Annotated in this window: 22 protein-coding genes; 19 read left to right on the top strand and 3 right to left on the bottom strand. The window is 65.8% G+C overall.

What is annotated here, in order from left to right:
* The first annotated feature begins 4 nt into the window (after nt 1–4).
* The 18 genes from rplK (at nt 5) to OG300_RS28635 (ending at nt 23,335) form a co-directional block, all read left to right on the top strand.
* Nucleotides 5–439, top strand: a complete 435-nt coding sequence (rplK, locus tag OG300_RS28720; RefSeq protein WP_405486259.1) for a 50S ribosomal protein L11 — start codon at nt 5–7, stop codon at nt 437–439.
* A gap of 93 nt (nt 440–532) precedes the next feature.
* Nucleotides 533–1,243: a 50S ribosomal protein L1 gene (rplA, locus tag OG300_RS28715; protein WP_405486257.1), complete on the top strand. Its 711-nt coding sequence runs from the start codon at nt 533–535 to the stop codon at nt 1,241–1,243.
* 440 nt (nt 1,244–1,683) lie between these two features.
* A complete protein-coding gene (gene rplJ / locus OG300_RS28710) occupies nt 1,684–2,247 on the top strand; it encodes a 50S ribosomal protein L10 (RefSeq protein WP_405486255.1) in 564 nt (187 codons plus the stop codon).
* A 64-nt stretch (nt 2,248–2,311) separates the two neighbouring features.
* On the top strand, nt 2,312–2,689 hold the full coding sequence (gene rplL, locus OG300_RS28705; RefSeq protein WP_405486253.1) for a 50S ribosomal protein L7/L12: 378 nt from the start codon (nt 2,312–2,314) through the stop codon (nt 2,687–2,689).
* Nucleotides 2,690–2,969: 280 nt separating this feature from the next.
* Nucleotides 2,970–4,031, top strand: coding sequence for an ABC transporter ATP-binding protein (locus OG300_RS28700; protein ID WP_405486251.1), 1,062 nt, complete (start codon nt 2,970–2,972; stop codon nt 4,029–4,031).
* Between the two features lie 10 nt (nt 4,032–4,041).
* Nucleotides 4,042–4,836, top strand: coding sequence for an MlaE family ABC transporter permease (locus OG300_RS28695; protein ID WP_405486249.1), 795 nt, complete (start codon nt 4,042–4,044; stop codon nt 4,834–4,836).
* A 3-nt stretch (nt 4,837–4,839) separates the two neighbouring features.
* Nucleotides 4,840–5,706 carry an MlaE family ABC transporter permease gene (locus OG300_RS28690; protein WP_405486247.1) on the top strand — a complete coding sequence of 289 codons (867 nt, stop codon included), beginning with the start codon at nt 4,840–4,842 and terminating at the stop codon, nt 5,704–5,706.
* Nucleotides 5,703–7,058: an MCE family protein gene (locus OG300_RS28685; protein ID WP_405486245.1), complete on the top strand. Its 1,356-nt coding sequence runs from the start codon at nt 5,703–5,705 to the stop codon at nt 7,056–7,058. Before OG300_RS28690 ends, OG300_RS28685 begins: the two co-directional genes overlap by 4 nt.
* A gap of 8 nt (nt 7,059–7,066) precedes the next feature.
* A complete protein-coding gene (locus OG300_RS28680) occupies nt 7,067–8,143 on the top strand; it encodes an MCE family protein (RefSeq protein ID WP_405498709.1) in 1,077 nt (358 codons plus the stop codon).
* Nucleotides 8,143–9,150, top strand: a complete 1,008-nt coding sequence (locus OG300_RS28675; protein WP_405486243.1) for an MCE family protein — start codon at nt 8,143–8,145, stop codon at nt 9,148–9,150. The genes OG300_RS28680 and OG300_RS28675 overlap by 1 nt, the downstream gene beginning before the upstream one ends.
* A gap of 3 nt (nt 9,151–9,153) precedes the next feature.
* Nucleotides 9,154–10,413 carry an MCE family protein gene (locus OG300_RS28670; protein ID WP_405486241.1) on the top strand — a complete coding sequence of 420 codons (1,260 nt, stop codon included), beginning with the start codon at nt 9,154–9,156 and terminating at the stop codon, nt 10,411–10,413.
* Nucleotides 10,410–11,648 (top strand): MCE family protein, encoded by a 1,239-nt coding sequence (locus OG300_RS28665; protein WP_405486239.1) that lies wholly within the window; start codon nt 10,410–10,412, stop codon nt 11,646–11,648. Before OG300_RS28670 ends, OG300_RS28665 begins: the two co-directional genes overlap by 4 nt.
* A complete protein-coding gene (locus tag OG300_RS28660) occupies nt 11,645–12,886 on the top strand; it encodes an MCE family protein (RefSeq protein ID WP_405486237.1) in 1,242 nt (413 codons plus the stop codon). Before OG300_RS28665 ends, OG300_RS28660 begins: the two co-directional genes overlap by 4 nt.
* A 72-nt stretch (nt 12,887–12,958) precedes the next feature.
* Nucleotides 12,959–13,804: a hypothetical protein gene (locus OG300_RS28655; RefSeq protein WP_405486235.1), complete on the top strand. Its 846-nt coding sequence runs from the start codon at nt 12,959–12,961 to the stop codon at nt 13,802–13,804.
* An 11-nt stretch (nt 13,805–13,815) separates the two neighbouring features.
* Nucleotides 13,816–14,553 (top strand): hypothetical protein, encoded by a 738-nt coding sequence (locus OG300_RS28650; RefSeq protein WP_405486233.1) that lies wholly within the window; start codon nt 13,816–13,818, stop codon nt 14,551–14,553.
* 578 nt (nt 14,554–15,131) lie between these two features.
* A complete protein-coding gene (locus OG300_RS28645; protein WP_405486231.1) occupies nt 15,132–18,620 on the top strand; it encodes a DNA-directed RNA polymerase subunit beta in 3,489 nt (1,162 codons plus the stop codon).
* A 106-nt stretch (nt 18,621–18,726) separates the two neighbouring features.
* The gene (locus OG300_RS28640) at nt 18,727–22,680 is read left to right on the top strand and encodes a DNA-directed RNA polymerase subunit beta' (protein WP_405486229.1); all 3,954 of its coding nucleotides are present in this window, start codon (nt 18,727–18,729) and stop codon (nt 22,678–22,680) included.
* 184 nt (nt 22,681–22,864) lie between these two features.
* Entirely contained in the window at nt 22,865–23,335 is a 471-nt protein-coding gene (locus tag OG300_RS28635; protein ID WP_405486227.1) for a hypothetical protein, read from the top strand.
* Here the strand turns inward: OG300_RS28635 and OG300_RS28630 are convergent.
* Nucleotides 23,310–24,461, bottom strand: coding sequence for a hypothetical protein (locus OG300_RS28630; protein WP_405486226.1), 1,152 nt, complete (start codon nt 24,459–24,461; stop codon nt 23,310–23,312). The genes OG300_RS28635 and OG300_RS28630 overlap by 26 nt on opposite strands.
* A 12-nt stretch (nt 24,462–24,473) precedes the next feature.
* Nucleotides 24,474–25,400: a metal-dependent hydrolase gene (locus OG300_RS28625; RefSeq protein ID WP_405486224.1), complete on the bottom strand. Its 927-nt coding sequence runs from the start codon at nt 25,398–25,400 to the stop codon at nt 24,474–24,476.
* Between the two features lie 133 nt (nt 25,401–25,533).
* Between OG300_RS28625 and OG300_RS28620 the strand changes: the two genes are divergently transcribed.
* The gene (locus OG300_RS28620) at nt 25,534–26,145 is read left to right on the top strand and encodes a TetR/AcrR family transcriptional regulator (protein WP_405486222.1); all 612 of its coding nucleotides are present in this window, start codon (nt 25,534–25,536) and stop codon (nt 26,143–26,145) included.
* A 55-nt stretch (nt 26,146–26,200) separates the two neighbouring features.
* On the opposite strand, the gene OG300_RS28615 is transcribed toward OG300_RS28620, so the two are convergent.
* A complete protein-coding gene (locus OG300_RS28615; RefSeq protein WP_405486220.1) occupies nt 26,201–26,890 on the bottom strand; it encodes a hypothetical protein in 690 nt (229 codons plus the stop codon).
* Nucleotides 26,891–26,898: the final 8 nt, after the last annotated feature.

The following is a 26,898-nucleotide window of genomic DNA, read 5'->3' as shown; positions in this document are numbered from 1 at the left end:
AAAGATGCCCCCGAAGAAGAAGAAGGTCGCTGGGCTCATCAAGCTCCAGATCAAGGCCGGCGCCGCCAACCCGGCTCCGCCCGTTGGTCCGGCGCTGGGTCAGCACGGCGTCAACATCATGGAGTTCTGCAAGGCGTACAACGCGGCGACCGAGTCGCAGCGTGGCAACGTCATCCCGGTCGAGATCACGGTCTACGAAGACCGCTCGTTCGACTTCAAGCTGAAGACGCCGCCTGCCGCGCGTCTGCTGCTGAAGGCCGCCGGTGTGGAGAAGGGCTCCGCCGAGCCGCACCGCCTGAAGGTCGCGCAGATCACCAAGGCTCAGGTCCTGGAGATCGCCAAGACCAAGCAGGAAGATCTGAACGCCAACGATCTCGACGCCGCCGTGAAGATCATCGCCGGCACCGCCCGCTCGATGGGTATCACCGTCGCGGAGTAGAGCTTTCGCGTATCGCTGAAACGCGGTACCGGGCTCGCGTGGGAGGGACCGCCTGTCCCGCACCACTTCTGACTTAGACAAGGACAGAGAAACATGGCAAAACGAAGCAAGGCTTATCTCGAGGCGGCCGCCAAGGTCGACCGCGACGCGCTGCACTCCCCGCTGAGCGCCGTGCGCCTGGCGAAGGACACCGCCACCACCAAGACCGACGCCACCGTCGAGGTCGCCGTTCGTCTCGGTGTCGACCCGCGCAAGGCCGACCAGATGGTCCGCGGCACCGTCAACCTGCCGCACGGCACCGGTAAGACCGCCCGCGTCATCGTGTTCGCGGTCGGCGACAAGGCCGCCGAGGCCGAGGCCGCCGGTGCGGACGCCGTGGGCGCCGAGGACCTGATCGAGCGGATCCAGGGCGGCTGGCTGGAGTTCGACGCCGCGATCGCCACCCCCGATCAGATGGCCAAGGTCGGTCGTATCGCTCGCGTGCTGGGCCCGCGTGGCCTGATGCCGAACCCGAAGACCGGCACCGTCACCCCCGATGTGACCAAGGCCGTCAACGAGATCAAGGGCGGCAAGATCAACTTCCGCGTCGACAAGCAGGCCAACCTGCACTTCGTGATCGGCAAGGCTTCCTTCGACGAGAAGAAGCTGGCCGAGAACTACGGCGCCGCGCTCGATGAGATCCTGCGTGTCAAGCCCTCCACTGCGAAGGGCCGCTACGTCAAGAAGGTGACGTTCTCGACGAACACCGGACCGGGCATCCCGGTGGATCCGAACCGCACCCGCAACTTCGCCGAAGAGGACTGAGTCTTCTCCACGAAGCTTGCGTAGCAACGCAAAGCATCGAGGGCCGGAACGCGAAAGCGTTCCGGCCCTTCGCTTTTCGGACGGCACCGCGCGTCCATCGGGGGGCGTGTCCATCCCGTTCCACCCCCGTTTTGGTGTATCGATGCCGGTCCGCTATATTGGACGACGGTCATCGAGCTGCTTTTCGGAGCGTTCCCGAGGACCAACCCCAAATCGTTCTACCGAAGACCGTTGGTTGCTGCCCCTGGGTGGCTGAAGGTCCGGCGATATTGCCGGCGGCCCACGCAGGAGAGCCGAGGTAGGGAAACCCGCGAGAGATCGCGATCGTTTCTTGTGCGCCCCGGATCGCTCTGCGGTCGGGGCGTTAGCTTTGTCGCCGGCCCCTGTGGCGGAACTCGGTAGTTCATACGAGATCCGACCATCCAGAGAGGAGGCGAAGTATGGCGAATTCTGAGAAGGTCACCGCGGTCGCGGAGATCACCGAGCAGTTCAAGGCGTCCACCGCGACCGTTGTCACGGAGTACCGTGGCCTGTCGGTCAGCAAGATCACCGAGCTGCGTCGCGCGCTCGGCGCGAACGCTACTTACTCCGTCGCCAAGAACACCCTGGTCAAGCGCGCTGCCGCCGAGGCGGGCGTGGAAGGCCTGGATGACTTGTTCGTCGGTCCGACCGCCATCACCTTCATCACGGGTGAGCCGGTCGACGCCGCGAAGGCGCTGAAGGCGTTCGCAAAGGACAACAAGGCCCTCATCATCAAGGGCGGCTACATGGACGGCGCTGCGCTGTCCGTGTCCGAGGTCGAGCGCATCGCCGACCTCGAGTCGCGCGAGGTGCTGCTGGCCAAGCTGGCCGGCGCCATGAAGGGCAACCTGTCGAAGGCCGCGGGTCTGTTCGCTGCCCCCGGCAACCAGGTCGCTCGCCTGTTCGCGGCGCTGCAGGAGAAGAAGGAAGCCGAGGGTGGCGTTGCCGCTCCGGCCGCCGAAGCTCCGGCCGACGCCGAATAAGTCACTTACCCAAACCTTTTCGTCATTGCTCACCCGATGACGAACCCACCGAAAGGAAATATCAATGGCCAACGTTGATGAGCTGCTCGAGACCTTCTCCGCGATGACCCTGCTGGAGCTCTCCGAGTTCGTGAAGGCGTTCGAGGAGAAGTTCGAGGTCACCGCCGCCGCTCCGGTCGCCGTCGCCGTCGCCGGTGGCGCTGCCCCCGTCGAGGCCGCTGAGGAGCAGGACGAGTTCGACGTCATCCTCGAGGGTGCCGGCGACAAGAAGATCCAGGTCATCAAGGTCGTGCGTGAGATCGTCTCCGGCCTGGGCCTGAAGGAAGCCAAGGACCTGGTCGAGGGCGCCCCGAAGCCGATCCTGGAGAAGGTCGCCAAGGATGCCGCCGAGGCCGCCAAGGCCAAGCTCGAAGAGGCCGGCGCCAAGGTTTCCGTCAAGTAAGACGGGTTGGGGATTTCCCCAACTGTGCCGCCCGCGGGTGGCATACGGATTGTGAAAAGAGCGGTTCCCTTTGGGGGACCGCTCTTTTCACGTATTGTCCCGTCGTGATCGGGGCGTGATCGGATCGGTGTCGGGAAACTTTCTACCGACCGGTCAGGTCCCGGTGTCCGAGACGGTATATATGCGATACAGTGACCGGACCTACTGTGACGCGCCACACCGCGCGAAAAATGTGGCGCGTGGTCACGTAGTGCGCTCGTCGGAGAATGTGGAGGTTGGCGTGGGCGTCGAGGTCAGGACCGAAGGAATCACCAAGTCGTTCGGTTCGCAACGTATTTGGCAGGACGTCACTTTGACGCTGCCTCCGGGGGAAGTCAGCGCGTTGCTCGGCCCGTCGGGTACCGGTAAGTCCGTCTTCTTGAAGTCGTTGATCGGTCTGCTGCGTCCTGAGAAGGGCTCGATCTACATCGATGGCACCGATATCACGACCTGTTCGAACAAGGATCTGTACGAGATCCGCAAGCTGTTCGGTGTCCTGTTCCAGGACGGCGCGCTGTTCGGGTCGATGAACCTGTTCGACAACACCGCGTTCCCGCTGCGTGAGCACACCAAGAAGAGCGAATCCGAGATCAAGAAGATCGTCATGGAGAAGCTCGAGCTGACGGGTCTGCTCGGCGCGGAAGGCAAGCTGCCGGGTGAGATCTCCGGTGGTATGCGCAAGCGTGCCGGTCTGGCTCGCGCGCTGGTGTTGGACCCGCAGATCATCCTGGTGGACGAGCCTGACTCCGGTCTGGATCCCGTTCGTACCACTTATCTTTCGCAGTTGCTGATCGACATCAACGCGCAGATCGACGCGACGATCCTGATCGTGACGCACAACATCAACCTGGCGCGTTCGGTGCCCGACAACATCGGCATGCTGTTCCGCCGCAACCTGGTGATGTTCGGTCCCCGCGAGGTGCTGCTCACCTCGGAGGAGCCGGTGGTCAAGCAGTTCCTCAACGGTCGCATGCAGGGCCCGATCGGCATGTCCGAGGAGAAGGACGAAGCCCAGATGGCCCGCGAGCAGGCCATGTTCGACTCGGGTCACCACGCCGGTGGCGCCGAAGAGGTCGAGGGCATCATCCCGCAGATGAAGGCGCAGCCGGGCATGCCCGTGCGTGGCGCTGTGGCGCGTCGTCGCGAGCGGGTTCGCCAGATCATGCACACCTTGCCGCCGGCCGCCCAGGAAGCCATCCGGGAGTCCATGGCGTCCAATGGGGACGAAGCCGACACGCAGGTCATGCCCGCCTACCAGGGTGGGTACGACACCACTCTGCGCAAGAACCTGACCAACGGGTAACATACGCGCCGTGAACCCGACCCTGACGCGACTGCGTACCCCTGTCGAGTCGGGACTTGCCCAGGCCGGCAACATCTTCGCTCTTTTCCTGGACGTGCTCCGTAAGACGTTCCGCCGGCCTTTCCAGTGGCGGGAGTTCATCGAACAGTCGTGGTTCATCGCGAGTGTCTCGATCCTCCCTGCCGCTTTGGTGGCAATCCCGTTCGGCGCGGTGGTCGCACTGCAGACCGGCTCGCTGATCAAGCAGCTGGGTGCGGAGAACTTCACCGGTGCGACCAGCGTGCTGGCGACCGTTCAGCAAGCCGCCCCCGTGGTGACCGCGCTGATCATCGCCGGCGCCGCCGGTTCCGCCGTGGCCGCCGATCTCGGCTCGCGCACCATCCGCGAGGAGATCGACGCCATGGAGGTGCTGGGCATCGATCCCATTCAGCGCCTGGTGGTTCCGCGCGTACTCGGCATGATGCTGGTCGCGTTCCTGCTCAACGGCCTGGTGTCGGTGGTCGGAATCTGCGGCGGCTACTTCTTCAACGTGGGGTTGCAAGGCGGCACCCCGGGCGCATACCTCGCGTCGTTCTCTGCCCTCGCTCAGATTCCCGACCTGGTGATCGGCGAGATCAAGGCCCTCATCTTCGGTGTAGTGGCGGGCGTGATCGCCGCCTACAAGGGTCTCCATCCCAAGGGTGGACCGAAGGGAGTGGGCGACGCGGTGAACCAATCCGTGGTGATCACCTTCCTGGTGCTGTTCTTCCTCAACCTCGTCCTCACCCTGATCTATCTTCAGGTCGTCCCCGCAAAGGGCGGATGATCCATGGTCGTATCGCAGCGCTCCACCGTCATCTCCCGGTCGGCGCGCCGGGTCACCGGTGTGCTCAAAGCGCCCGTCAACCTGGTCGACAAAGCCGGCGACCAGATGTCGTTCTACTCGCGGGCCATCGCCGCGATTCCGAAGACCGCCATCCACTTCCGCAAGGAGGTCATGCGGCTGCTGGCCGAGGTGACCTTCGGTTCGGGTGCGCTGGCGGTCATCGGCGGCACCATCGGCGTGATCGTGTTCATGTCGGCGTCGGTCGGTGTGGTGGTGGGTCTGCAGGGCTTCAAAGCCCTCGACGCCCTCGGCTCGGGAGTCCTCACCGGCTTCCTGACCGGCTACATCAATACCCGTGAGCTCGCGCCTCTGGTTGCGGCACTGGCACTTTCGGCGACGGTCGGCTGTGGTTTCACCGCGCAGCTCGGCGCGATGCGGATCTCCGAGGAGATCGACGCGCTCGAGGTGATGGCGGTGCCGTCGGTGCCGTTCCTGGTGACCAGCCGCGCCATCGCCGGTTTCCTCGCGGTCATCCCGCTGTACGTGGTGGGCCTGCTGGGCACCTACCTGGCGTCGCGGATGATCAGCATCTACTTCAACGGGCAATCGAGTGGGTCCTACGACCACTACTTCAGCCTGTTCCTGCCACCTGAGGACGTGCTCTATTCGTTCGTCAAGGTGCTCGTCTTCGCGTTCGTGATCATCCTGGTGCACTGCTACTACGGCTACAACGCCAGTGGCGGCCCGGCGGGCGTGGGCGTGGCCGTTGGCCGCGCGGTGCGCGCCGCGATCGTGCTGATCAACGTGCTTGACTTCTTCCTGTCCCTGGCCATCTGGGGCACGACCACGACGGTGCGGGTGGCGGGATGAGCACTTCTGCTGAGCGGGTGCAGTTCTGGCGTTCCACCGAGAAACTGCGCAACCGCACCCTCGGCGTGCTGTTCTTCCTGGTGGTGGCGCTGTTCCTGTGGACGACCATCGCCATCTACAACAAGCAGTTCACCTCGGTGGTGCGGGTCAACCTGATCACCGACACCGTCGGAAACGCCTTGACCCGCAACGCGGATGTGAAGGTCCGCGGGGTGACGGTCGGCGAGCTGCGGTCCAGTGATTACGACGGCAAGAACGTCCACCTGGATCTGGCCATCGATCCGGCCAAGGCGGACAAGATCCCGTCGAACGTGACCGCGCGACTGCTGCCCAAGACGCTCTTCGGTGAGCGCTACATCGATCTGGTGTGGCCGGACGCCCCGCAGGGTCACCTGACCGCGGGCACCACGCTGCATCAGGACACCAGCGGCAACGCCATCGAGGTGAGCCAGCTGCTGGACCACATCATGCCGCTGCTGCAGGCGATTCCGCCGCAGTACCTGTCCTCGACGCTGGGAGCGCTGTCCAACGCGCTGCAGGGTCAGGGCGAGGAGCTCGGCAAGACCATCGACCGCCTCGACGACATCTTCACGCAGGTGAACGCGGATATGCCGACGCTGCAGCAGGATCTGCGCAGCCTCGCCGATGTCGCGACCACCTACGCGGATGCCGCGCCGGAGCTGGTGTCGGCGCTGGACAACCTGCGCACCACCAATGCGACCGTGGTGCAGAAGCGTTCGCAGATCGACACCCTGCTGGCCACGCTCACCCCGAGCGCCGCCACCACCGCCGACTTCCTGGTCGCCAACCGCGACAACATCATCGACGTGGCCGCCGATTCGCGGCCCGCGCTCGAGGCGCTGGCCAAGTATTCGCCCAGCTACAGCTGCGCGCTGGCCGGTTTCGCGGAGCTCAAGCCACGCATCGACGACATCTTCGGCAAGGGCACGGATCTGCCGGGTTCGCGGGTGAGCGTCTCGGTCGTCAACGACCGCGGCCGCTACATCCCCAACCAGGACGAGCCGCGCTGGTTCGATACCCGTCCGCCGCTGTGCATTCCGATGTACCCGCCCGGCACCGATCCGGGCCAGTACACCGACGGTTCCGCGAACGACGGCTCCTACCAGCCGCCGAGCCGCAACCCGGGCGATCAGAACATCGGCAAGCAGCTGGAACCGCAGTACCGGGTGTACGGCCCGCAGGCGGCGTCCACCGCGAATTCGCCCGCCGAGGCCCGGACCCTGGGTGCGATCTATGGTGCCGCGCAAGGTGTTTCGCCGGATCAGGTGCCCAGCTGGGTGACCCGGATCGGCGCCCCGGCTTTCCGCGGCAGTGAGGTGAGCGTCAAGTGAAGGACCTGATGCGCGGTCTCTGGCCGACGCTGATCAAACTGGTCGCCTTCGTTCTCGTCACGGTGTTCCTGACGGGTGTGCTGGCGATGACCATCGCCAACTACGGTGGCGGCGGCACCAAGTTCAATGCCCGCTTCACCGATGTGACGTCGCTGAACAACGGCGACGAGGTGCGCATCGCGGGTGTCCGCGTCGGCAAGGTGACGAAGGTGTCCATCGTGGACAAGCGCCTGGCCAATGTGGAATTCGAACTGACGGACCGGGATTGGCTGCCCGCCTCGACCACCGCGACCATCAAGTACCGCAACCTGGTCGGCCAGCGCTACATCGCGCTGGAGCAGGGCGCGGGCGAGCAGGGGCGCAAGATCAACAAGGGCGCCACCATCCCGCTCGATCGCACCAAGCCCGCGGTCAATCTGACCGAGCTGTTCAACGGCTTCCGGCCGCTGTTCCAGACGCTCACGCCCGATGACGTGAACAAGCTGTCCTACGAGATCATCCAGGTCTTCCAGGGCGAATCCGGCACCATCGCGGACCTGGTCGCCAACACCGCGTCGCTGACCAACAAGGTCGCCGACAAGGACGCGGTGATCGGCTCGCTGATCACCAACCTGAATTCCATTCTGGACAGCATCAATTCGCGCGGCGATCAGCTCAACCAGCTGATCATCAATACCGAGGCGCTGGTCACCGGCTTGAACGCGGAACGCGGCACCATCGGTTCGGCGATCACCTCGCTGGGCAACCTGGCGACGGCCACCTCGGACCTGCTGGTGCCGGTGCGCCCGAACCTGCAGGGCGCGATCGCCGGCCTCAACCAGCTGACCGGCACCGTCAACGACCGCAAGGGCGAAGTCGACGAGGCGCTGACCAACCTGCCGATCAAGCTGGACAAGCTGGGTCGCGCCGCGTCGTACGGCTCCTGGTTCCAGTTCTACCTGTGCGGTATCGACATCGTGGTCGGACCGGGCACCAAAGACGCTCCCCAGCTGAACATTCCGCCGGCGCTGCAGAGCATGCCGACGGTGAATCAGCCGGTCTACACCAATCCGGCCCCGCGCTGCCATGGGAAGGGAGGCCGCTGATGGACGACCGCGCAATACTCGGTAAACGCAGTCCGGCGTTCATGGGCGGGCTCGGCTTGCTCATGGTGCTGTTGCTGACCATGTCCGCGTTCAGCCTCGACAAGCTGCCGATCATCGGAGCCGGCACCCGCTACACCGCCGAGTTCACCGAGGCGGCCGGGCTGAAGAAGGGCAACGAGGTTCGCATCGCGGGCGTCAAGGTCGGTTCGGTGTCGGATGTCCGCCTCGACGGCGACAAGGTGCTCGTCGACTTCCGCACCCAGGACGCCTGGGTCGGCGACGAGACCACCGCCTCCATCCAGATCAAGACGCTGCTGGGCCAGAAGTATCTGGCGCTGGACCCCAAGGGTTCCGGCACGCTGGATCCGGCCAAGCGAATCCCGTTGTCGCGCACCGTGTCTCCCTATGACGTGGTGGACGCCTTCAGTGACGCCGCCAAGAACATCGAGGACACCAACACCGCGCAGCTCGCCCAGAGCTTCCAGGTGCTCTCGGACGCCTTCTCGGCGACGCCGCCGGAACTGCGCAGCTCCATCGACGGTGTGGCCCGGCTCTCGGAGACCCTGGCCAAGCGCGACGATCAGCTCAAGAAGCTGTTCGCCGCCACCAAGACCACCTCTCAGGTGCTGGCTGACCGCAATCAGGAATTCGAGCGGCTGATCTCCAACGGCGGTGAACTGCTCGCCGAACTGAACGTGCGCCAGCAGGCCATCCACCAGTTGCTCACCGGTGCCAAGACCATCTCGGTGGAACTGAGTGCGCTGGTCAAGGACAACGAGCAGCAGATCGGCCCCGCGCTGACCAACCTGAACAAGACCATCGACATTCTCAACGACCACCAGGCCGACCTCTCCAAGACGCTGAGCCTGGCCGCCCCGTTCTACGGCCTCTACGCCAATGTGCTGGGCACCGGTCGCTGGTTCGACGCGGTCATCACGAACCTGATTCCGCCTGCGCTGCCCGACATTCCGGGTGACCGCCAGCCGATCCGCAAGTTGGGAGGGTAACTCGTGGCGCAGAACCCGCTTACAGCCCTCAAAGGCTCCAGCACCAAGAGCAAAGTCATCGCCGGGGTCGTCATCCTGGCCGTGCTGCTCGCCGGTGGCGCGTGGTGGGGCTTCCAGAAGCTCAACACCACCACCATCACCGCCTACTTCGACAAGTCCATCGGCATCTACAAGGGTTCGGACGTCCGCATCCTGGGTGTGCCTGTCGGACATGTGGATTCGGTCGACCCGCAGGGTGACGTGGTCAAGGTGGTGATGTCGGTGGATCGTCGCTTCGACATCCCCGCCGACGCCAAGGCCGCGCAGATCACCCCGTCGGTGGTGTCGGACCGCTACATCCAGCTCGCGCCCGCCTACAAGGGCGGACCGAAGATGGGCCGCGACGCCACCATCCCGAAGGAGCGCACCGCGACTCCGGTCGAGGTGGACCGGCTCTACAAGTCGATCACCGAACTCTCGGATGCGTTGGGCCCCAACGGAGCCAACAAGGACGGCGCGCTCAACCAGCTGGTGCGCACCTCCGCCGACAACCTCTCCGGCAACGGCGAGGCGCTCGGCAACAGCTTCACCCAGCTGTCCAAGGCCGCGCACGCGCTCTCGGACTCGCGCACCGACATCTTCGACACGGTCAAGAACCTCCAGGTCTTCGTGAAGACGCTGGCCGACAACGACGATCAGGTGCGGGTGTTCAACTCGCAGCTGGGCTCGCTGGCGGGGTTCCTGTCCGACGAACGCCAGACCCTCGGCGACGCGCTGAACCTGCTGTCGGTCGCGCTCGGCGACGTGGCCCGGTTCATCGACAACAACCGGGATCTGGTGCAGTCCAACGCGCAAGCGCTGACCAAGCTCACCCAGACCCTCGCCGATCAGCGCGACGATCTGGCCAAGGCGCTGCCGCTCATCCCGACCGCGCTGAGCAACCTGATCAACGTGCACAACGGCGAGACCGGCACCCTCGACATGCGCCCCAACTTCACCGATCTGCAGAACCCGTTCGGGACCATCTGCAAGCTGCTCGACCTCGGTCAGCTGCGCCCCGGTGACCCCAAGTTCGAGGCCATCTCCCGGCAGCTGGCGCCGATCCTGAACAACTGCAAGACGATCACCGATCAGCTGGCCGCCGGTGTGAAGACGCCGAGCCTGGTGCTGCCCTTCGGCATCCTCAGCGGTGACAACGAACAGCGCAACACGGTCCCGGGCAGCGTGCCCGGCACCCCGTCCGATCAGCAGGCTCCGTCGCAGCAGGAAGGCGGGCAGCGATGAGCGCCAAGCGCTTTCGACTCACCGGCGTCCGGCGGGCCGCGTTGATCGCGACCCCGCTGGCCGCGGTGACGGTGCTGACCGCGGGCTGCGGTGACGGCGCGTTCAGCGTGCCGCTGCCCGGCGGCCCGAGCGTGGGCTCGCACCCGCTGCACCTCGATATCCGCTTCTCCGACGTGCTGGACCTGGTGCCACAGTCGACGGTGAAGGTGGACGGCGTGGCCGTCGGCCGCGTCGACAAGATCGAGATCGCCAAGGACAACGCCTGGGAGGCCAGCGTCAAGGTGCTGGTCAACGACAGCGTCTCGCTGCCGGCCAATGCCCGCGCCGAGGTCAAGCAGACCAACCTGCTCGGTGAGAAGTTCATCGAACTGTCCGCTCCCGCACAGAATCCCGATTCGGCTCGGTTGAAGGACGGGGCCAAGATCCCGGTCGAGAACACCCGCACCGCCACCGAGGTGGAGCAGGTGCTGGGTGCGCTCTCGCTGCTGCTCAACGGCGGTGGCGTGGCGCAGCTGCAGCCGATCATCTCGGAGCTGAACAAGACCCTGGGCGGCCGCGAGGGCAAGGTCCGCGACCTGCTCGACCAGGCCAACACCCTGATCAAGGGCCTCGACGACCAGGTCGACAGCATCACCCACGCCCTGGACAGCCTCGACACCCTGAGCACCCGGGTCGGTCAGCAGACCACCCAGATCTCCAAGATCCTCGACGAGCTGCCCGCGGGCATCAAGATCCTCAACGAGCAACGGCCGCAACTGATTCAGATGCTCTCGCAGCTGGACCGGGTGGGTCAGGCCGGGGTCGACGTACTGGATCACTCCAAGGACAACCTGATCACCGACCTGTCCTCGCTGCGGCCGACGCTGCAGGCGCTGGGCGGTTCGGCCAACGATCTGGTGACCGCGTTCCCGCTCATCCCGACGTACCCGTTCCCGGACGAGGCGATCAAGTCGGCCTTCGGCGGTCAGGTCAACACCTGGCTCTCGGTGGACCTGCAGATCGGCACCCTGCTGTCGAATCTCGGTGTGGGCAAACAGAATCCGGCCTACCTGCCGCCCGCGGGCCGCCAGGTGAACGTGGATCCGACCAACCCGTACTACAACGGCAACGGGCCGCGCGGCGGCTGGCCGACGGTCTCGCTGCTGCCGCTGCCGCCCACCGTGGCCCGGCCCACCGGCATCGCCGATCCGCTGGGTGCCTTCCTCGATCAGCTGGGAGTGGGTGGTCCGCGATGACCCGTCTGGTGCGTTATCAGCTCATCGCGTTCGCCCTGATCGCGGTGCTCGGCGTCGTCTACGTCGGCGCGCGCTACGTGCGCCTGGACAACATGGTCGGCATCGGCCTCTACAAGGTGAAGGTGACCGCCGCCGAGACCGGCAACCTGTCCAAGGGCGCGGAGGTGACCTACCGCGGCGTGCCCGTCGGCCGGGTCGGCGACCTGGACATCACGCCCGACGGCGTGGTCATCACCCTGGAGATGGACTCCGGCAAGCCCAAGGTCCCCGCCAACGCCAAGGCCGTGGTCGCCGACCGCTCCGCCATCGGCGAGCAGTACGTGGACCTGCAGCCCACCAGTGCCGACGCCCCGTTCCTGCGCGACGGTTCGGTCATCTCCGGTGCGGCGACCCCGATCCACGTCGAGGAATTGCTTTCCGCCGTGGACACTTTCGCCAACACCACCGACCTGGCGGCGTTGAACACCACCATCACCGAACTCGGCAAGGCGTTCGACGGCAAGGGCGACGACCTCAAGATCCTGGTGGACTCGCTCAACAAGTTCACCGACACCGGGATAAAGGCGCTGCCGCAGACCATCGCGCTGATCCGGCAGTCCAAGATCGTGCTCGGCACCCAGGTCGACCAGGCCCCCGCGGTGCTCCAGTTCAGCGCCGGGCTCGACAAGCTCACCGCGCAGCTCAAGTCCAGCGACCCGGACATCCGCCGCCTGATCGGCACCGGCACCGACGCCGCGAGCTCGATTCAGCAGCTGCTCAAGGAATCCGGGCCCGCGCTCACCACGGACCTGACCAACCTGCGCAGCCTGCTGCTCGCCATCTCGCCGAAGTTCTACGCGCTCGGCCCGGTGCTCTCGATGTTGCCGCTGCTGCCGCTGGGCGGTTCGTCCACCGCGCCCGGTGACGGCACCACGCACTTCGGCCTGGTCCTCGAGACCAACAACCCGCCCGCGTGCACCGTCGGTTACGAGGGGACGCAGAAGATCCTGGACCAGATGAAGGCCCAGAATCCGAACTTCGACGACACCCGCGACGACTTCCCGTTCAACACCAACGCGACCTGCGCGGTGCCGCAGGGCAGCGAGACCGCCGTACGTGGCGGCGCCCGTGCCGAACTGGCCGATCCGGCCGTCCCGCAGCCGTGGGACGACAAGCCCAAGTACGACGCGGACAAGCTCAACCTGAACCCGGTCGCCACCCAGCTGGCCACCCTCATGGGCGTCACGCCCAAGGGCTGAATCACGGGTTCGACAAGTCGGTGACCTACCAGTGCCAGGGTGGCCGCGAAGAGAGGAAAGTATGGTGTCGGCGTGAGCCAGCAAAAGGACAGCGAATCGGGGGCTAACCTCGAGAAACCGGCGAACCCGCCGGTTCCCGAAACAACCCCGGAGTCGAGCCCCACCGCTGACGTCACCGCGGACATCGACGAAACCACCGCGGCGGTCACCGACGACACCGCGACCGACGCGGTCGACGCCGAAACCGCCACCGCCGCAGTCGAATCCGACGCCGAGCCCACGGTCGCGCTGAACAAGCCCGTCCCGCCGGTCGAGGCGTCCGCGTCCAGCGGGATGGATTCACGCAAGGCCGTCACCCTCGGGGCCGTCGCCCTCGCGGTGGTCGCCGCGGTCGCCGCCGCCTGGTTCGGCGGCACCTGGATCACCGGCCTGGTGCAGGACCGCCCCCGCGCGCACGCCCGGGACGAGGCGCTGGCCGCCGCTCAGCAGGCCGCCATCAACATCACCTCGATGAAGATGAGCGATATCGACGGTTCGCTGGCGGTGGCGCGGTCCTCGATGACCGGCGACCTGCTCGACGCGTCGACCAAGAACGCCGATCAGCTCAAGCAGAAGATCACCGAGTCGAATGTGGACGCCGCCTCGAAGGTGGTCGGCGGATCGCTCACGGCCCTGAACTCCGAGCGCAATCAGGCTTCGGCGCTGATCGTGATGGAGGTCACCGAGACCGCTCCGGGTAAGCAGGCCAACAAGACTCGCTTCACCTGGTCGGTGGAGGTGGTCGTGGTCAAGGGTGTCTGGAAGGCCGATCAGATTCAGGTCGTCTCGGATCCGGTCGCCCTGAACTCCGGCGCCGCGCCCACGGCGGCGCCGCAGCAATCGGCCGCGCCGCAACCGACCAAGCAACCCGGCAACTAGGAGGGGCGACCATGGCCAACCGGAAACGCCCCGTCAACCGCGCCGCTCCGCGTCGCCCCGCCGCCGCGCGCAACACCTCGTCGCGCACCACGGCTGCGGATGTCCGTTCCACCGAGACCACCCGTTCCACCGAGACCGGCACTGCCGCCAAGATCTCCACCCGACCGGACCGACGCTCCACCCAGCGTGGCCTCGGCCGGACCAAAATTACTGCCCCGCAACCGTATTCCAAGCCCGCCCGGCCGGGAGGCTTTTGGCGGAACTGGGGCGTGGCGACGGTCGCGGGGGTCGTGGCGGTACTGCTGGCCGCTCTCGCGGTGGTGGGCGCGCTGCGTCCCGGCCTCGACGACAGCAATCGGGCCTACGTCGACAACAAGGCCACCGATCAGGTGAAGGCCGCGGCCGACCACGCCTTGAACGTCCTCTACGCCTACAAGGCGAGCGACATCGACAAGGACAAGTGGAAGGCCGCCGCCGACGCGGTGCTGACCAAGAACATGCAGGACCAGTTCGGCAAGTACATCGACACCACGATCGACTCGGTCAAGCAGGCGCAGACCGACACCCAGGTGAAGGCCGACCCGATCGGCGTGACGCTACTCACCGACGATCGCGCCGAGCTGCTGATCAACATGAGTGTCGACACCGTCAAGGACAACAAGCCCGAACCGCTCGTCGGCGGCCCGATCGTGGTCCGCATGCAGAAGCAGAACGGCGCCTGGCTGGTCTCGGAGATCCCGGACATCTAGCCCCCGCTCGCGGCCCCGTACGGCCCGCTCGCCGCGCATAGCGCGACGTCGAGAGGTGATCTTGTACGGGGACAGGCGATCTCGCGGTTTGTCAACTCGGCCCGCCACTTGACGACTTTCGCCCGACACGTCACGCTATTCACAACAGCGGCGGCTGTCACAGGGGACAGAACGCCGGCGAGGGCCTTGCGAACGCAGCCAGCGGACACTGCGGCCCAGTCGGCAGACCGTGTGGCTCGACAGCAGGACCTGATGGCTCAACCGGCAACAGGTGCGGTCGGAGCAGCAACACAGTGTGGGCAGCACCACCGGCACCCGGTGGGCATTGCCGCAGACACACCGGGGCGAAGTTGACGCCTCCGGATCGCCACGGGTGGTACTTTGACACCCCCGTAGGTTTGGGTGTAGTTTTGGACGTTGCGCTGGCTGCCTCCTGTCCATACCTCGATCGCATCACGAAAGTTCCACCCTTCCGGTGTTACTTCCGCTGTTTGCTGCTTCGGGTTCGTTCGGGTCGTAACCAGCGGAATTCGTAGCAGACAAGCGACGGTCGCGGACCACCACGCGACGCGCGTTAGGTGCTGGAAGGACGCATCTTGGCAGTCTCCACCCAGACCAAGGCCGGTATCCCCGGAGCCCCGAAGCGGGTGTCTTTCGCGAAGATTCGTGAACCCTTGGAGGTTCCCGGTCTTCTCGATCTACAAACCGAATCGTTCGCCTGGCTGGTCGGTTCAGCAGACTGGCGTGAGCGTGCTTCCGCGCGCGGCGACGTCACCAATCCCGTCGGGGGCCTCGAGGAGGTGCTCGAGGAGCTGTCTCCGATCGAGGACTTCTCCGGTTCCATGTCGCTGTCCTTCTCGGACCCGCGCTTCGAAGAGGTCAAGGCCTCCATCGAGGAGTGCAAAGACAAGGACATGACCTACGCGGCGCCGCTGTTCGTGACCGCGGAGTTCATCAACAACAACACCGGTGAGATCAAGTCTCAGACGGTCTTCATGGGTGATTTCCCGATGATGACCGACAAGGGCACGTTCATCATCAACGGCACCGAGCGCGTCGTCGTGTCGCAGCTGGTCCGTTCGCCGGGTGTCTACTTCGACTCCTCCATCGACAAGTCCACCGAGAAGACGCTGCACTCCGTGCGCGTCATCCCCTCGCGTGGCGCGTGGCTGGAGTTCGACGTCGACAAGCGCGACACCGTCGGTGTCCGTATCGACCGCAAGCGTCGTCAGCCGGTCACCGTGCTGCTGAAGGCGCTCGGGCTGACCACCGAGGAGATCACCGAGCGTTTCGGTTTCTCCGAGATCATGATGTCCACCCTGGAGAAGGATTCGACTCCGGGCCAGGACGAGGCGCTGCTCGACATCTACCGCAAGCTGCGTCCGGGCGAGCCGCCGACCAAGGAGTCCGCGCAGACCCTGCTGGAGAACCTGTTCTTCAAGGAGAAGCGCTACGACCTGGCTCGCGTCGGCCGCTACAAGGTCAACAAGAAGCTCGGCCTGAACCTGGACAAGCCGGTCACCGGTTCGACGCTGACCAAGGAAGACATCGTCGCGACGATCGAGTACCTGGTCCGTCTGCACCAGGGCGATCGCATGATGACCGCGCCCCAGGGCCGTGAGGTCCCGGTCGACGTCGACGACATCGACCACTTCGGCAACCGTCGTCTGCGGACGGTTGGCGAGCTGATCCAGAACCAGATCCGTGTCGGCCTGTCCCGCATGGAACGTGTGGTGCGCGAGCGGATGACGACTCAGGACGTCGAGGCGATCACGCCGCAGACCCTGATCAACATCCGTCCCGTGGTGGCCGCGATCAAGGAGTTCTTCGGAACCTCGCAGCTGTCGCAGTTCATGGACCAGAACAACCCGCTCTCGGGTCTGACCCACAAGCGTCGTCTCTCGGCGCTGGGCCCGGGTGGTCTGTCCCGTGAGCGTGCCGGCCTGGAAGTTCGTGACGTCCACCCGTCGCACTACGGCCGCATGTGCCCGATCGAGACCCCGGAAGGCCCGAACATCGGCCTGATCGGTTCGCTGTCGGTGTACGCGCGGGTCAACCCGTTCGGTTTCATCGAGACCCCGTACCGCAAGGTCGAGAACGGCCGCGTCACCGATGAGGTCAAGTACCTCACCGCCGACGAGGAAGACCGCCACATCCGCGCCCAGGCGAACTCGCCGGTCGACGCGGACGGCAACTTCCTCGAGGATCGCGTCCTCGCTCGCCACGGCAACGAGGAGATGGAGTACGTCGCCGCCAGCGCGGTCGACTACATGGATGTCTCGCCGCGCCAGATGGTTTCGGTCGCGACCGCGATGATCCCGTTCCTCGAGCACGACGACGCCAACCGTGCCCTGATGGGCGCGAACATGCAGCGTCAGGCCGTGCCGCTGATCCGTTCCGAGTCGCCGCTGGTCGGCACCGGTATGGAACTGCGTGCCGCGGTAGACGCCGGTGACGTGGTTGTGAACGTCAAAGCTGGTGTGGTGGAAGAGGTTTCGGCCGACTTCATCACCGTCATGCACGACGACGGCACCCGCCGCTCGTACCGGCTGCGCAAGTTCGAGCGCTCCAACCAGGGCACCTGCGCCAACCAGCGTCCGATCGTGGACGAGGGCATGCGCGTGGAGGCCGGGCATGTGCTCGCCGACGGCCCCTGCACCGAGAACGGTGAGATGGCGCTCGGCAAGAACCTGCTCGTGGCGATCATGCCGTGGGAAGGCCACAACTACGAGGACGCGATCATCCTGTCGCAGCGCCTCGTGGAGGACGACGTGCTCACCTCGATCCACATCGAGGAGCACGAGATCGACGCTCGCGACACCAAGCTCGGTGCCGAGGAGATCACCCGGGACATCCCGAACGTCTCCGACGAGGTCCTCGCGGACCTCGATGAGCGCGGCATCGTGCGCATCGGCGCGGAGGTCCGCGTGGGCGACATCCTGGTCGGCAAGGTCACCCCGAAGGGCGAGACCGAGCTGACCCCCGAAGAGCGCCTGCTGCGCGCCATCTTCGGTGAGAAGGCTCGCGAAGTTCGCGACACCTCGCTCAAGGTGCCCCACGGTGAGTCCGGCAAGGTCATCGGCGTGCGCGTCTTCTCGCGTGACGACGACGACGATCTGCCCCCCGGCGTCAACGAGCTGGTCCGCGTCTACGTGGCCCAGAAGCGCAAGATCCAGGACGGCGACAAGCTGGCCGGCCGCCACGGCAACAAGGGTGTCATCGGCAAGATCCTTCCGCAGGAGGACATGCCGTTCCTCCCGGACGGCACCCCGGTCGACATCATCCTGAACACCCATGGTGTGCCGCGTCGTATGAACATCGGTCAGGTGCTGGAAACCCACCTGGGTTACATCGCCAAGACCGGTTGGCAGGTCGACGGCACCCCGGACTGGGCGAAGAACCTGCCCGCCGAGATGATCGGACAGCCCGCCGACACGAACATCGCCACCCCGGTGTTCGACGGCGCGCGCGAGGAAGAGTTGACCGGCCTGCTCGGCTCGACGCTGCCGAACCGCGACGGCGAGAAGATGATCGACGACAACGGCAAGGCGGTGCTGCTCGACGGCCGCTCCGGCGAGCCGTTCCCGTACCCGGTCTCGGTCGGCTACATGTACATCCTGAAGCTGCACCACCTGGTGGACGACAAGATCCACGCGCGTTCGACGGGTCCGTACTCGATGATCACGCAGCAGCCCCTCGGTGGTAAGGCCCAGTTCGGTGGTCAGCGCTTCGGTGAAATGGAGTGCTGGGCCATGCAGGCCTACGGCGCCGCCTACACCCTGCAGGAACTGCTCACCATCAAGTCCGATGACGTGGTCGGCCGCGTGAAGGTCTACGAGGCGATCGTCAAGGGCGAGAACATCCCGGAGCCGGGTATTCCGGAGTCGTTCAAGGTGCTCCTGAAGGAACTCCAGTCGCTGTGCCTCAACGTGGAGGTGCTGTCCTCGGACGGCGCGGCCATCGAGATGCGTGACGGTGACGACGAGGACCTGGAGCGCGCTGCGGCGAACTTGGGTATCAACCTGTCCCGCAACGAGCCTGCGACCATCGACGACCTGGCGCAGTAAGAGCGATCGGTCCGGGAAGGCCGTTCCCGTATCGAACGGCCTTCCCTGGCAACGGATTTAGCGAACTTTTGCTCATACTCAACCCGAACAGGGGAAAGGAAGTTACGTGCTAGACGTCAACTTCTTCGATGAACTCCGGATCGGCCTGGCATCCGCTGAAGACATCCGGAACTGGTCTTTCGGTGAGGTGAAGAAGCCGGAGACCATCAACTACCGCACGCTCAAGCCGGAGAAGGATGGCTTGTTCTGCGAGAAGATCTTCGGTCCCACCCGGGACTGGGAGTGCTACTGCGGCAAGTACAAGCGCGTGCGCTTCAAGGGCATCATCTGTGAGCGCTGTGGCGTCGAGGTGACTCGCGCCAAGGTGCGTCGTGAGCGCATGGGCCACATCGAGCTGGCCGCTCCGGTCACGCACATCTGGTACTTCAAGGGTGTGCCGTCGCGTCTCGGCTACCTGCTCGACCTGGCTCCGAAGGATCTGGAAAAGATCATCTACTTCGCGGCCTACGTGATCGTGGCCGTCGACGACGAGCTGCGTCACAACGAACTCTCCACCCTCGAGGCGGAGATGGAGGTCGAGAAGAAGACCGTCGCGGATCAGCGTGACGCCGACCTCGAGGCCCGCGCCCAGAAGCTCGAGGCCGACCTGGCCGAGCTGGAGGCCGAGGGCGCGAAGTCCGACGTGCGCCGCAAGGTCAAGGACGGCGGCGAGCGCGAGATGCGTCAGCTGCGCGACCGTTCGCAGCGTGAGCTGGATCGTCTCGACGAGATCTGGACCACCTTCACCAAGCTGGCCAAGAAGCAGCTGATCATCGACGAGGTGATCTACCGCGAGCTGCAGGATCGCTACGGTGAGTACTTCACCGGCGCCATGGGCGCCGAGGCGATCCAGCGGCTGATGCAGGACTTCGACATCCCGGCCGAGGCCGAGAACCTGCGCGAGACCATCCGTACGGGCAAGGGCCAGAAGAAGCTTCGCGCGCTGAAGCGTCTCAAGGTCGTCGCCGCGTTCCAGATGAACGGCAACTCGCCCATGGGCATGGTGCTGGACGCTGTCCCGGTGATCCCGCCGGAGCTGCGCCCGATGGTCCAGCTGGACGGTGGCCGCTTCGCGACCTCCGACCTCAACGACCTGTACCGCCGCGTCATCAACCGCAACAACCGTTTGAAGCGACTGATCGATCTGGGTGCGCCCGAGATCATCGTGAACAACGAGAAGCGCATGCTTCAGGAGTCGGTGGACGCGCTGTTCGACAACGGCCGTCGTGGCCGTCCGGTCACCGGTCCGGGTAACCGCCCGCTGAAGTCCCTGAGCGATCTGCTCAAGGGCAAGCAGGGTCGTTTCCGTCAGAACCTGCTCGGCAAGCGTGTCGACTACTCGGGCCGTTCGGTCATCGTGGTCGGCCCGCAGCTCAAGCTGCACCAGTGCGGTCTGCCGAAGCTGATGGCGCTCGAGCTGTTCAAGCCGTTCGTCATGAAGCGTCTGGTGGATCTCAACCACGCGCAGAACATCAAGTCCGCCAAGCGGATGGTCGAGCGTCATCGGCCCCAGGTGTGGGACGTCCTCGAAGAGGTCATCTCCGAGCACCCGGTGCTGCTGAACCGTGCGCCCACCCTGCACCGCCTGGGTATCCAGGCCTTCGAGCCGCTGCTGGTCGAAGGCAAGGCCATCCAGCTGCACCCGCTCGTGTGTGAGGCGTTCAACGCCGACTTCGACGGTGACCAGATGGCCGTGCACCTCCCGCTGTCGGCGGAGGCGCAGGCCGAGGCCCGCATCCTGATGCTGTCCTCGAACAACATCCTGTCGCCCGCGTCGGGTCGTCCGCTCGCCATGCCGCGTCTGGACATGGTGACCGGCCTGTTCTACCTGACCCGCCTGGAAGAGGGCGCGAAGGGCGAATACCGGCCTGCCGCAAAGGATTCGGCCGAGTTCGGCGTCTACTCCTCGCCCGCCGAGGCGCAGATGGCCGTCGACCGCGGTGAGCTGACCGTGCGTTCGCTGATCAAGGTCCGGCTGACCGAGCAGCGTCCCCCCAAGGACGTCGAGGCAGCCGAGTTCCCGAACGGCTGGCAGCGTGGCGACGCGTGGCTCACCAAGACCACGCTGGGCCGCGTCGTGTTCAACGATCTGCTCCCGGCGGACTACGCGTTCATCGACGAGCCGATGCCGAAGAAGCGTCAGGCCGCGATCATCAACGATCTGGCCGAGCGCTACCCGATGATCGTCGTCGCGCAGACCGTCGACAAGCTCAAGGACGCGGGCTTCTACTGGGCCACGCGTTCGGGTGTCACCGTCTCCATGTCGGACGTGCTCGTTCCGCCGGAGAAGGTCGAGATCATGGCGCGTTACGACGCGCAGGCCGATCAGATCGAGAAGAAGTACCAGCGTGGTGCGCTCGATCACCAGGAGCGCAACAACGCCCTGGTCAAGATCTGGCAGGAAGCGACCGAAGAGGTCGGACGGGCGCTGCGTGCGCACTACCCGGCCGACAACCCGATCATCACGATCGTCGACTCGGGCGCCACGGGTAACTTCACCCAGACTCGTACCCTCGCGGGCATGAAGGGTCTGGTGACCAACCCGAAGGGTGAGTTCATCCCGCAGCCGATCAAGTCCTCCTTCCGTGAGGGTCTGACCGTGCTGGAGTACTTCATCAACACCCACGGTGCGCGAAAGGGCCTGGCCGACACCGCGCTTCGTACCGCCGACTCGGGTTACCTGACCCGTCGTCTGGTGGACGTGTCGCAGGACGTCATCGTGCGCGAGACCGACTGTGGCACCGAGCGCGGCATCGTGGTGCCGATCGCGGAGCGGCTGGCCGACGGCACGCTCATCCGTGACGCCCACGTGGAGACCAGCACCTACGCTCGTACGCTGGCCGTCGACGCGATCGACGCCAAGGGCAATGTCGTCGTCGAGAAGGGCCACGACCTGGGCGATCCCGCCCTGGAGGCGCTGCTCGAGGCCGGTATCACCGAGGTGAAGGTCCGCTCCGTGCTGACCTGCACCACCGGCACCGGCGTGTGTGCCACCTGCTACGGCCGCTCGATGGCGACCGGCAAGCTGGTGGACATCGGTGAGGCCGTCGGTATCGTCGCCGCGCAGTCCATCGGTGAGCCCGGTACCCAGCTGACCATGCGTACCTTCCACCAGGGTGGTGTCGCGGGTGACGACATCACGGGTGGTCTGCCCCGAGTGCAGGAGCTCTTCGAGGCTCGTGTGCCCAAGGGCAAGGCGCCCATCGCCGAGGTGTCGGGTCGCGTGCGGCTCGAGGACGACGACCGCTTCTACAAGATCACGATCATCCCGGACGACGGGTCGGACGAGGTCCTGTACGACAAGCTCTCGAAGCGTCAGCGTCTGCGTGTCTTCAAGCACGAGGACGGGTCCGAGCGTCTGCTCGCCGACGGCGATCACGTGGAAGTCGGCCAGCAGCTGCTGGAGGGCTCCGCCGATCCGCACGAGGTGCTGCGCGTGATGGGTCCCCGTCAGGTGCAGATCCACCTGGTCCACGAGGTCCAGGAGGTCTACCGCTCGCAGGGTGTGTCGATCCACGACAAGCACATCGAGGTCATCGTGCGGCAGATGCTGCGTCGCGTGACCATCATCGATTCGGGTGCGACCGAGTTCCTGCCCGGTTCGCTCGTCGAGCGCGCCGAGTTCGAGAACTCGAACCGTCGCGTGGTGTCCGAGGGCGCCGAGCCGGCTTCCGGCCGTCCGGTCCTGATGGGTATCACCAAGGCGTCGCTGGCCACGGACTCGTGGCTGTCGGCGGCCTCCTTCCAGGAGACGACTCGTGTCTTGACGGACGCGGCGATCAACTGCCGCTCCGACAAGCTGATCGGCCTGAAGGAGAACGTCATCATCGGTAAGCTGATCCCCGCCGGTACCGGTATCAACCGCTACCGCAACATCCAGGTTCAGCCCACCGAGGAAGCGCGCCAGGCGGCGTACGCTGTCCCGTCCTACGACGACAGCTACTACAGCCCGGACGGCTTCGGCACCTCCACCGGTGCCGCGGTCCCGCTGGACGACTACGGCTTCAGCGACTACCGCTGAATTCAGTAGTAGGGCAATAGATTCGGCCCCCGCTCCGTTCGGAGCGGGGGCCGTTCTCTTTCGCCGGATCGAGGTCGGCGGCCGTGGTCCGCGAGGCGAGTCGCGTGATCGATCACGGGCGGGGCGCTGCGGGTCTACCCTGATTGCGAGGTATTCACTGGCTCTGCCGATGCGAGGAGTTGGGATGTCTGCTCGTGGGGTCGCGATCGTCGCGGCATGCTGTGGCCTGGCGGCACTTTCGGCCGCGCCCTCGGCGCACGCCGATCCCGATCACGGGGTGACCATGCTCGGAGGTTGCGGGCGCGGCGGGGTGCTGACCGGGACGGTGGTGCCGGGCAGCGGGAGCGCGGGGCAGGGGGTGCATCGCGAGGCGGATCTGTGGGACTGCTCGAGTCCGCTGCTGCCGGGGATCGTGTCGGGGCATTTCACCGCGGACCTGCCGTGGCTGGGTTTCGATCCGCCGGGACGGGTGACGATCGCGTGGTCGGACGGCAGCGTGAGCACCGCGACCGCGTATCCGAATGCGTTGTGGGGCATCACGGACGGTCCCGGCGCGGGGCACGCGCTGCGCTTGAACCTGGCCATCGAGATGACCGGGAAGTGGTACTACACCGGCGGCAGCATGCCGGTCAGCTCGGCGACTTTCCTGCAGTGAGAGCCGGATTCGCGTCCCGGCGCGGATCCACCGGTGTCGAGACGGTGAAGGTCGCGGCGGCGCAGGCGATTCCGACGACGAAGCAGGCCAGCGTGTACCAGAGGTTGCCGATCGGGTCGCCGTGCTTCGTCAGTCCGCCTGTCGCGTCGAAGAAGTCGGGCAGTGCGGTAGCCCAGAGGATGGCGAAGATGAGCAGGTAGGCGGCGCTGTAGTAGCGGACCAGGTTGTTGCGGTAGAGCGGATTGTCGTCGGTGCGCAGCGATTTCCAGCGCCGGTACATCAGGGGGGCGGCGACGACGGTGATGATGATCAGTTCGGCGGCGTAGAGCACGCCGCGCACGGTGTCGCTGCCCGCGCCGAACACGGTGGCCGGCAGCGGGAGGATGAAGGTGCCCAGCGAGGCGAGCAGGCCGATCACCACTGTGCGCCAGGTGATTTCGATGCCGCTGAACCGGCGGCCGCGGTCGGCGTGGCGGCCGACGAAGTAGTACACGCACAGTGCCAGCGACATCGGCCACAGGGTGGCGAACACGACGACGCTGGGCAGCGGCACCGAATCGAACATGGGCTGGTTGAGCGGGTTGTGGGTGGTCCACTCCCACCAGCGCAGCTGCGGTCCGAGCTGGTCGAAGATCTCGTAGAACGCGTGGTGCACGAAGCCGACGCAGGCCGCGCCCGCGAGCAGGCCGTAGCGCTGGAAGACGCCGAGCATGCGGACGATCTCGTAGGCCAGGGTGGCCATGAACGGGTAGATGGCGACGATGTAGAGCGGCAGCCGTCCCCACAGGAAGTCCACGCTGAACACGTTGTGCGCGAACATGGTGTCGACGTGCCCGCTGATGCCGAAGGCGGCGGGGAAGTACAGCGGCGGTTCGATGACGAACAGGTAGGCCAGCGCACCGAACCAGAGGGCCAGGTTGGTGGCGTCGCCGTCGCGGCGCAGGCGGCGCACGGCGTGGATCAGCATCAGGATCGAGCCGAGGATGACGGTGGCTTCGAGGACCGGCAGGGTCCAGTTCTCCAGCCCGAAAGGGTTGCGCAGCTCCACGATTCCGCCCGCGGTGTCGCAGGAGAAGCCCAGGGAGTGCGCGAGCTGGTCGAAGGTGGGGGAGCAGTGGTCGGTCACGGTGCTGCCTTCTTACGATCCGACGGCGGGGGCGGTGTACCAGCGGGTGACGTCGTAGCCGTCGGCGTAGCGCTGGAACCACTTTCCGGCGAGGTCGGGGAGTTTCTCATGGGTGGGGTCGTGTTTGGGGAGCTGGCTGCGGATGATGCCGCGCAGCGCGACGAGTTGTTCGCCCAGGGGTAGGTGGTCGAAAGCGCGTGGCATGCTGCCGTTGTCGGCGGGGCGCAGGCCGGGCAGCAGGGCGCGCAGTTTCTGCCCGCGACGGTAGTTGGCGAACATCGACAGCGAGTCGACTTGCCGATCTTCCAGTGGAACATGCTGGTTGAAGCCCGCGCAGGCCAGCCGCACCATCTTCAGGACGTGCTGGAAGATGCTGGGGGCCATCCGCATTCGGTACAGGTCGCTGTCGACGATGTGGTCGAAGATGATCAGCGCCGAGCTGCGGTGCTCGACTTCCTCGACGAAGTGCCAGATGAACAGTGACGCGACCCGGTCGTCGCCGGGGGCGAAGAGCGTGGCGTCGTTGTCGAGCATGAGTTTGAAGACCGGGGTGAAGGTGGCCTCCAGGTCGGCGGTGTAGGCGAGCCGGTATTCGAGCGGTTTGTCCTTGGTGAGCAGGTCGAATTCGGCGATCACCGCGTCGAGGGTGTGCTGCAGGCCGGGGTAGTGCTCGATGAGGCCGCGCACGTGGGCGCGATGCGCGGTGGAGTGCTGGCCCTCCTGGCGCATGAAGGCGTCGGCCTCCTCGGCGACGGCCGGGTCGGTGATGCGGCCCTTCGTCTGCAGGATCATTTTCACGATCATTTTCTCGAAGCCGATGGCCAGGAACGAGACGGCGTTGGCCATGGAGGAGAAGGCGGGGTTTTCCGGGTTCCAGAGGAACGGGACTTCGTGCTGCGCGAAGGCGAAGTCCAGTTTCCGGACGATCAGGTCGGTCATGCGGCGAACATACATGACTCCGTATGAATGTATGATAACTTTCCGGCAGTCGGTGCCGCGGCGTGCTCCGATCCCCGTGCTAGCCTCGGAAAACCGGTCCGGCAGCGGACGATTCGATCCGAGGAAGCGGGCGTTGGCGAGGAGACGCGGTTGGGGCGGTAGCCCGCCTGCCGATGACGAGGAGGCCGGGCGGCGCATCATCGCCGCGGCGGTCGAGACCATCGACCGCACCGGCGCGGTGGTCAGCATCGCCGATGTCGCGGAATCGCTCGGCGTCATCCGCCAGACCGTCTACCGGTACTTCCCGAGTTCGGACGCGCTCATGCAGGCCGCCGCGGTGGCCTCGGCCGGTGCGTTCCTGGACCGGCTGGCCGACCGCGTGCACGGTCTCACCGATCCGGCCGACGCTCTGGTGGAGGGCGTCGTCTACACGGTCGGCGAGGTCCGCCGCACCCCGCACCTGGGCATCACGCTGTCGAGCTCCTACAGCCAGGACCACACCGGCGACCTGACCTCGGAGCAGGCACATGCCTTCGGCATGACCATGATTCGGCGCTTCGATGTCGACTGGGAGCGGTACGGGTACGGCGAGGAGGACCTGCGCGGGCTCGTCGAGCACCTGCTGCGCACCATGCAGTCGTTCTTCGTGTCCCCGGGCGATCCGCCGCGCACCGACGACGAGTTGCGCGCCTACCTGACCCGCTGGCTGGCCCCGGTCGTCAGCGCGCAGCAGCGGGTGCCCTGAAAAGCGTTCGGCCCGTGCCCTTACGAGGGGAGCACGGGCCGAAAAGCGTGCTGGGTCAGTTGGGTTGGCCCTGCGGCAGCGCGGCGAAGATGGGCCGCAGCACATTCGAGGTACCCGGCATCAGGCTGTCGACGTAGGTCAGCGCGGCCTCGGTGGCCTGCTGTCCGCCCGACATCTGCAGTCCGATGGCCCCGCCGACCACGCCGCCGACCACCGCGAGCAGCGGTGCGGTGATGAAGTCGAGCACGAACAGTCCGAGTGGGAAGCCCGCGACGAAGCCGATGGCCGCGCCGATCGCGGCGCCGGTGGTGACCGCGGGCATGTTCGCGTTCACCACGTCGAAGAAGTGCTGCTGGGCGTCCACCGGGGTGGCCGAGGTGTCCATCTCGGCGACCGGGGTGAGCGTCAGCCGCCGATTGTCCTGGTCGATCTTCGGCGTGAATTCGGCTGTCTTACCGGCGATGTCGTACTTCAGCGGCACCGTGCCGACCAGGACTCCGCTGTCGTCGGTGACGACGACGGCGTCGCCGTCCCAGGTGGCCAGGAAGCGCCCGGCCTGCAGCGTGCTGACCGCGGCGCGGTGGTCGTCGGAGAGTGCCACGTCGTAGCCGACACTGTGGTCGGTGCCCTTGATCTGCAGTGCGGGCTGGGCCGTGGCGGCGACGGGCTCGGCGGTCGCGGTACCGGCGACAGTGGTCGCGGTCAGGCAAAGCAGAGCGGGCGCAATGTATTTGGTTATACCCATTGTGGTTT

This window comes from Nocardia sp. NBC_00511 (assembly GCF_045161165.1).
Taxonomy (GTDB): domain Bacteria; phylum Actinomycetota; class Actinomycetes; order Mycobacteriales; family Mycobacteriaceae; genus Nocardia.
The sequence above is the reverse complement of the archived record's forward strand: the minus strand, read 5'-3'. Positions and strand labels throughout refer to the sequence as shown.

Bases quoted from the DNA above. Each gene is read 5' to 3' on its own strand.
- OG300_RS28675 (WP_405486243.1), top strand. From the start codon at position 8,143: ATGGACGACCGCGCAATACTCGGTAAACGCAGTCCGGCGTTCATGGGC.
- OG300_RS28685 (WP_405486245.1), top strand. From the start codon at position 5,703: ATGAGCACTTCTGCTGAGCGGGTGCAGTTCTGGCGTTCCACCGAGAAA.
- rplJ (WP_405486255.1), top strand. From the start codon at position 1,684: ATGGCGAATTCTGAGAAGGTCACCGCGGTCGCGGAGATCACCGAGCAG.
- OG300_RS28625 (WP_405486224.1), bottom strand. From the start codon at position 25,400: ATGACCGACCTGATCGTCCGGAAACTGGACTTCGCCTTCGCGCAGCAC.
- rplK (WP_405486259.1), top strand. From the start codon at position 5: ATGCCCCCGAAGAAGAAGAAGGTCGCTGGGCTCATCAAGCTCCAGATC.
- OG300_RS28680 (WP_405498709.1), top strand. From the start codon at position 7,067: ATGCGCGGTCTCTGGCCGACGCTGATCAAACTGGTCGCCTTCGTTCTC.
- OG300_RS28690 (WP_405486247.1), top strand. From the start codon at position 4,840: ATGGTCGTATCGCAGCGCTCCACCGTCATCTCCCGGTCGGCGCGCCGG.
- rplL (WP_405486253.1), top strand. From the start codon at position 2,312: ATGGCCAACGTTGATGAGCTGCTCGAGACCTTCTCCGCGATGACCCTG.
- OG300_RS28660 (WP_405486237.1), top strand. From the start codon at position 11,645: ATGACCCGTCTGGTGCGTTATCAGCTCATCGCGTTCGCCCTGATCGCG.
- OG300_RS28635 (WP_405486227.1), top strand. From the start codon at position 22,865: ATGTCTGCTCGTGGGGTCGCGATCGTCGCGGCATGCTGTGGCCTGGCG.
- OG300_RS28665 (WP_405486239.1), top strand. From the start codon at position 10,410: ATGAGCGCCAAGCGCTTTCGACTCACCGGCGTCCGGCGGGCCGCGTTG.
- OG300_RS28650 (WP_405486233.1), top strand. From the start codon at position 13,816: ATGGCCAACCGGAAACGCCCCGTCAACCGCGCCGCTCCGCGTCGCCCC.
- OG300_RS28615 (WP_405486220.1), bottom strand. From the start codon at position 26,890: ATGGGTATAACCAAATACATTGCGCCCGCTCTGCTTTGCCTGACCGCG.
- rplA (WP_405486257.1), top strand. From the start codon at position 533: ATGGCAAAACGAAGCAAGGCTTATCTCGAGGCGGCCGCCAAGGTCGAC.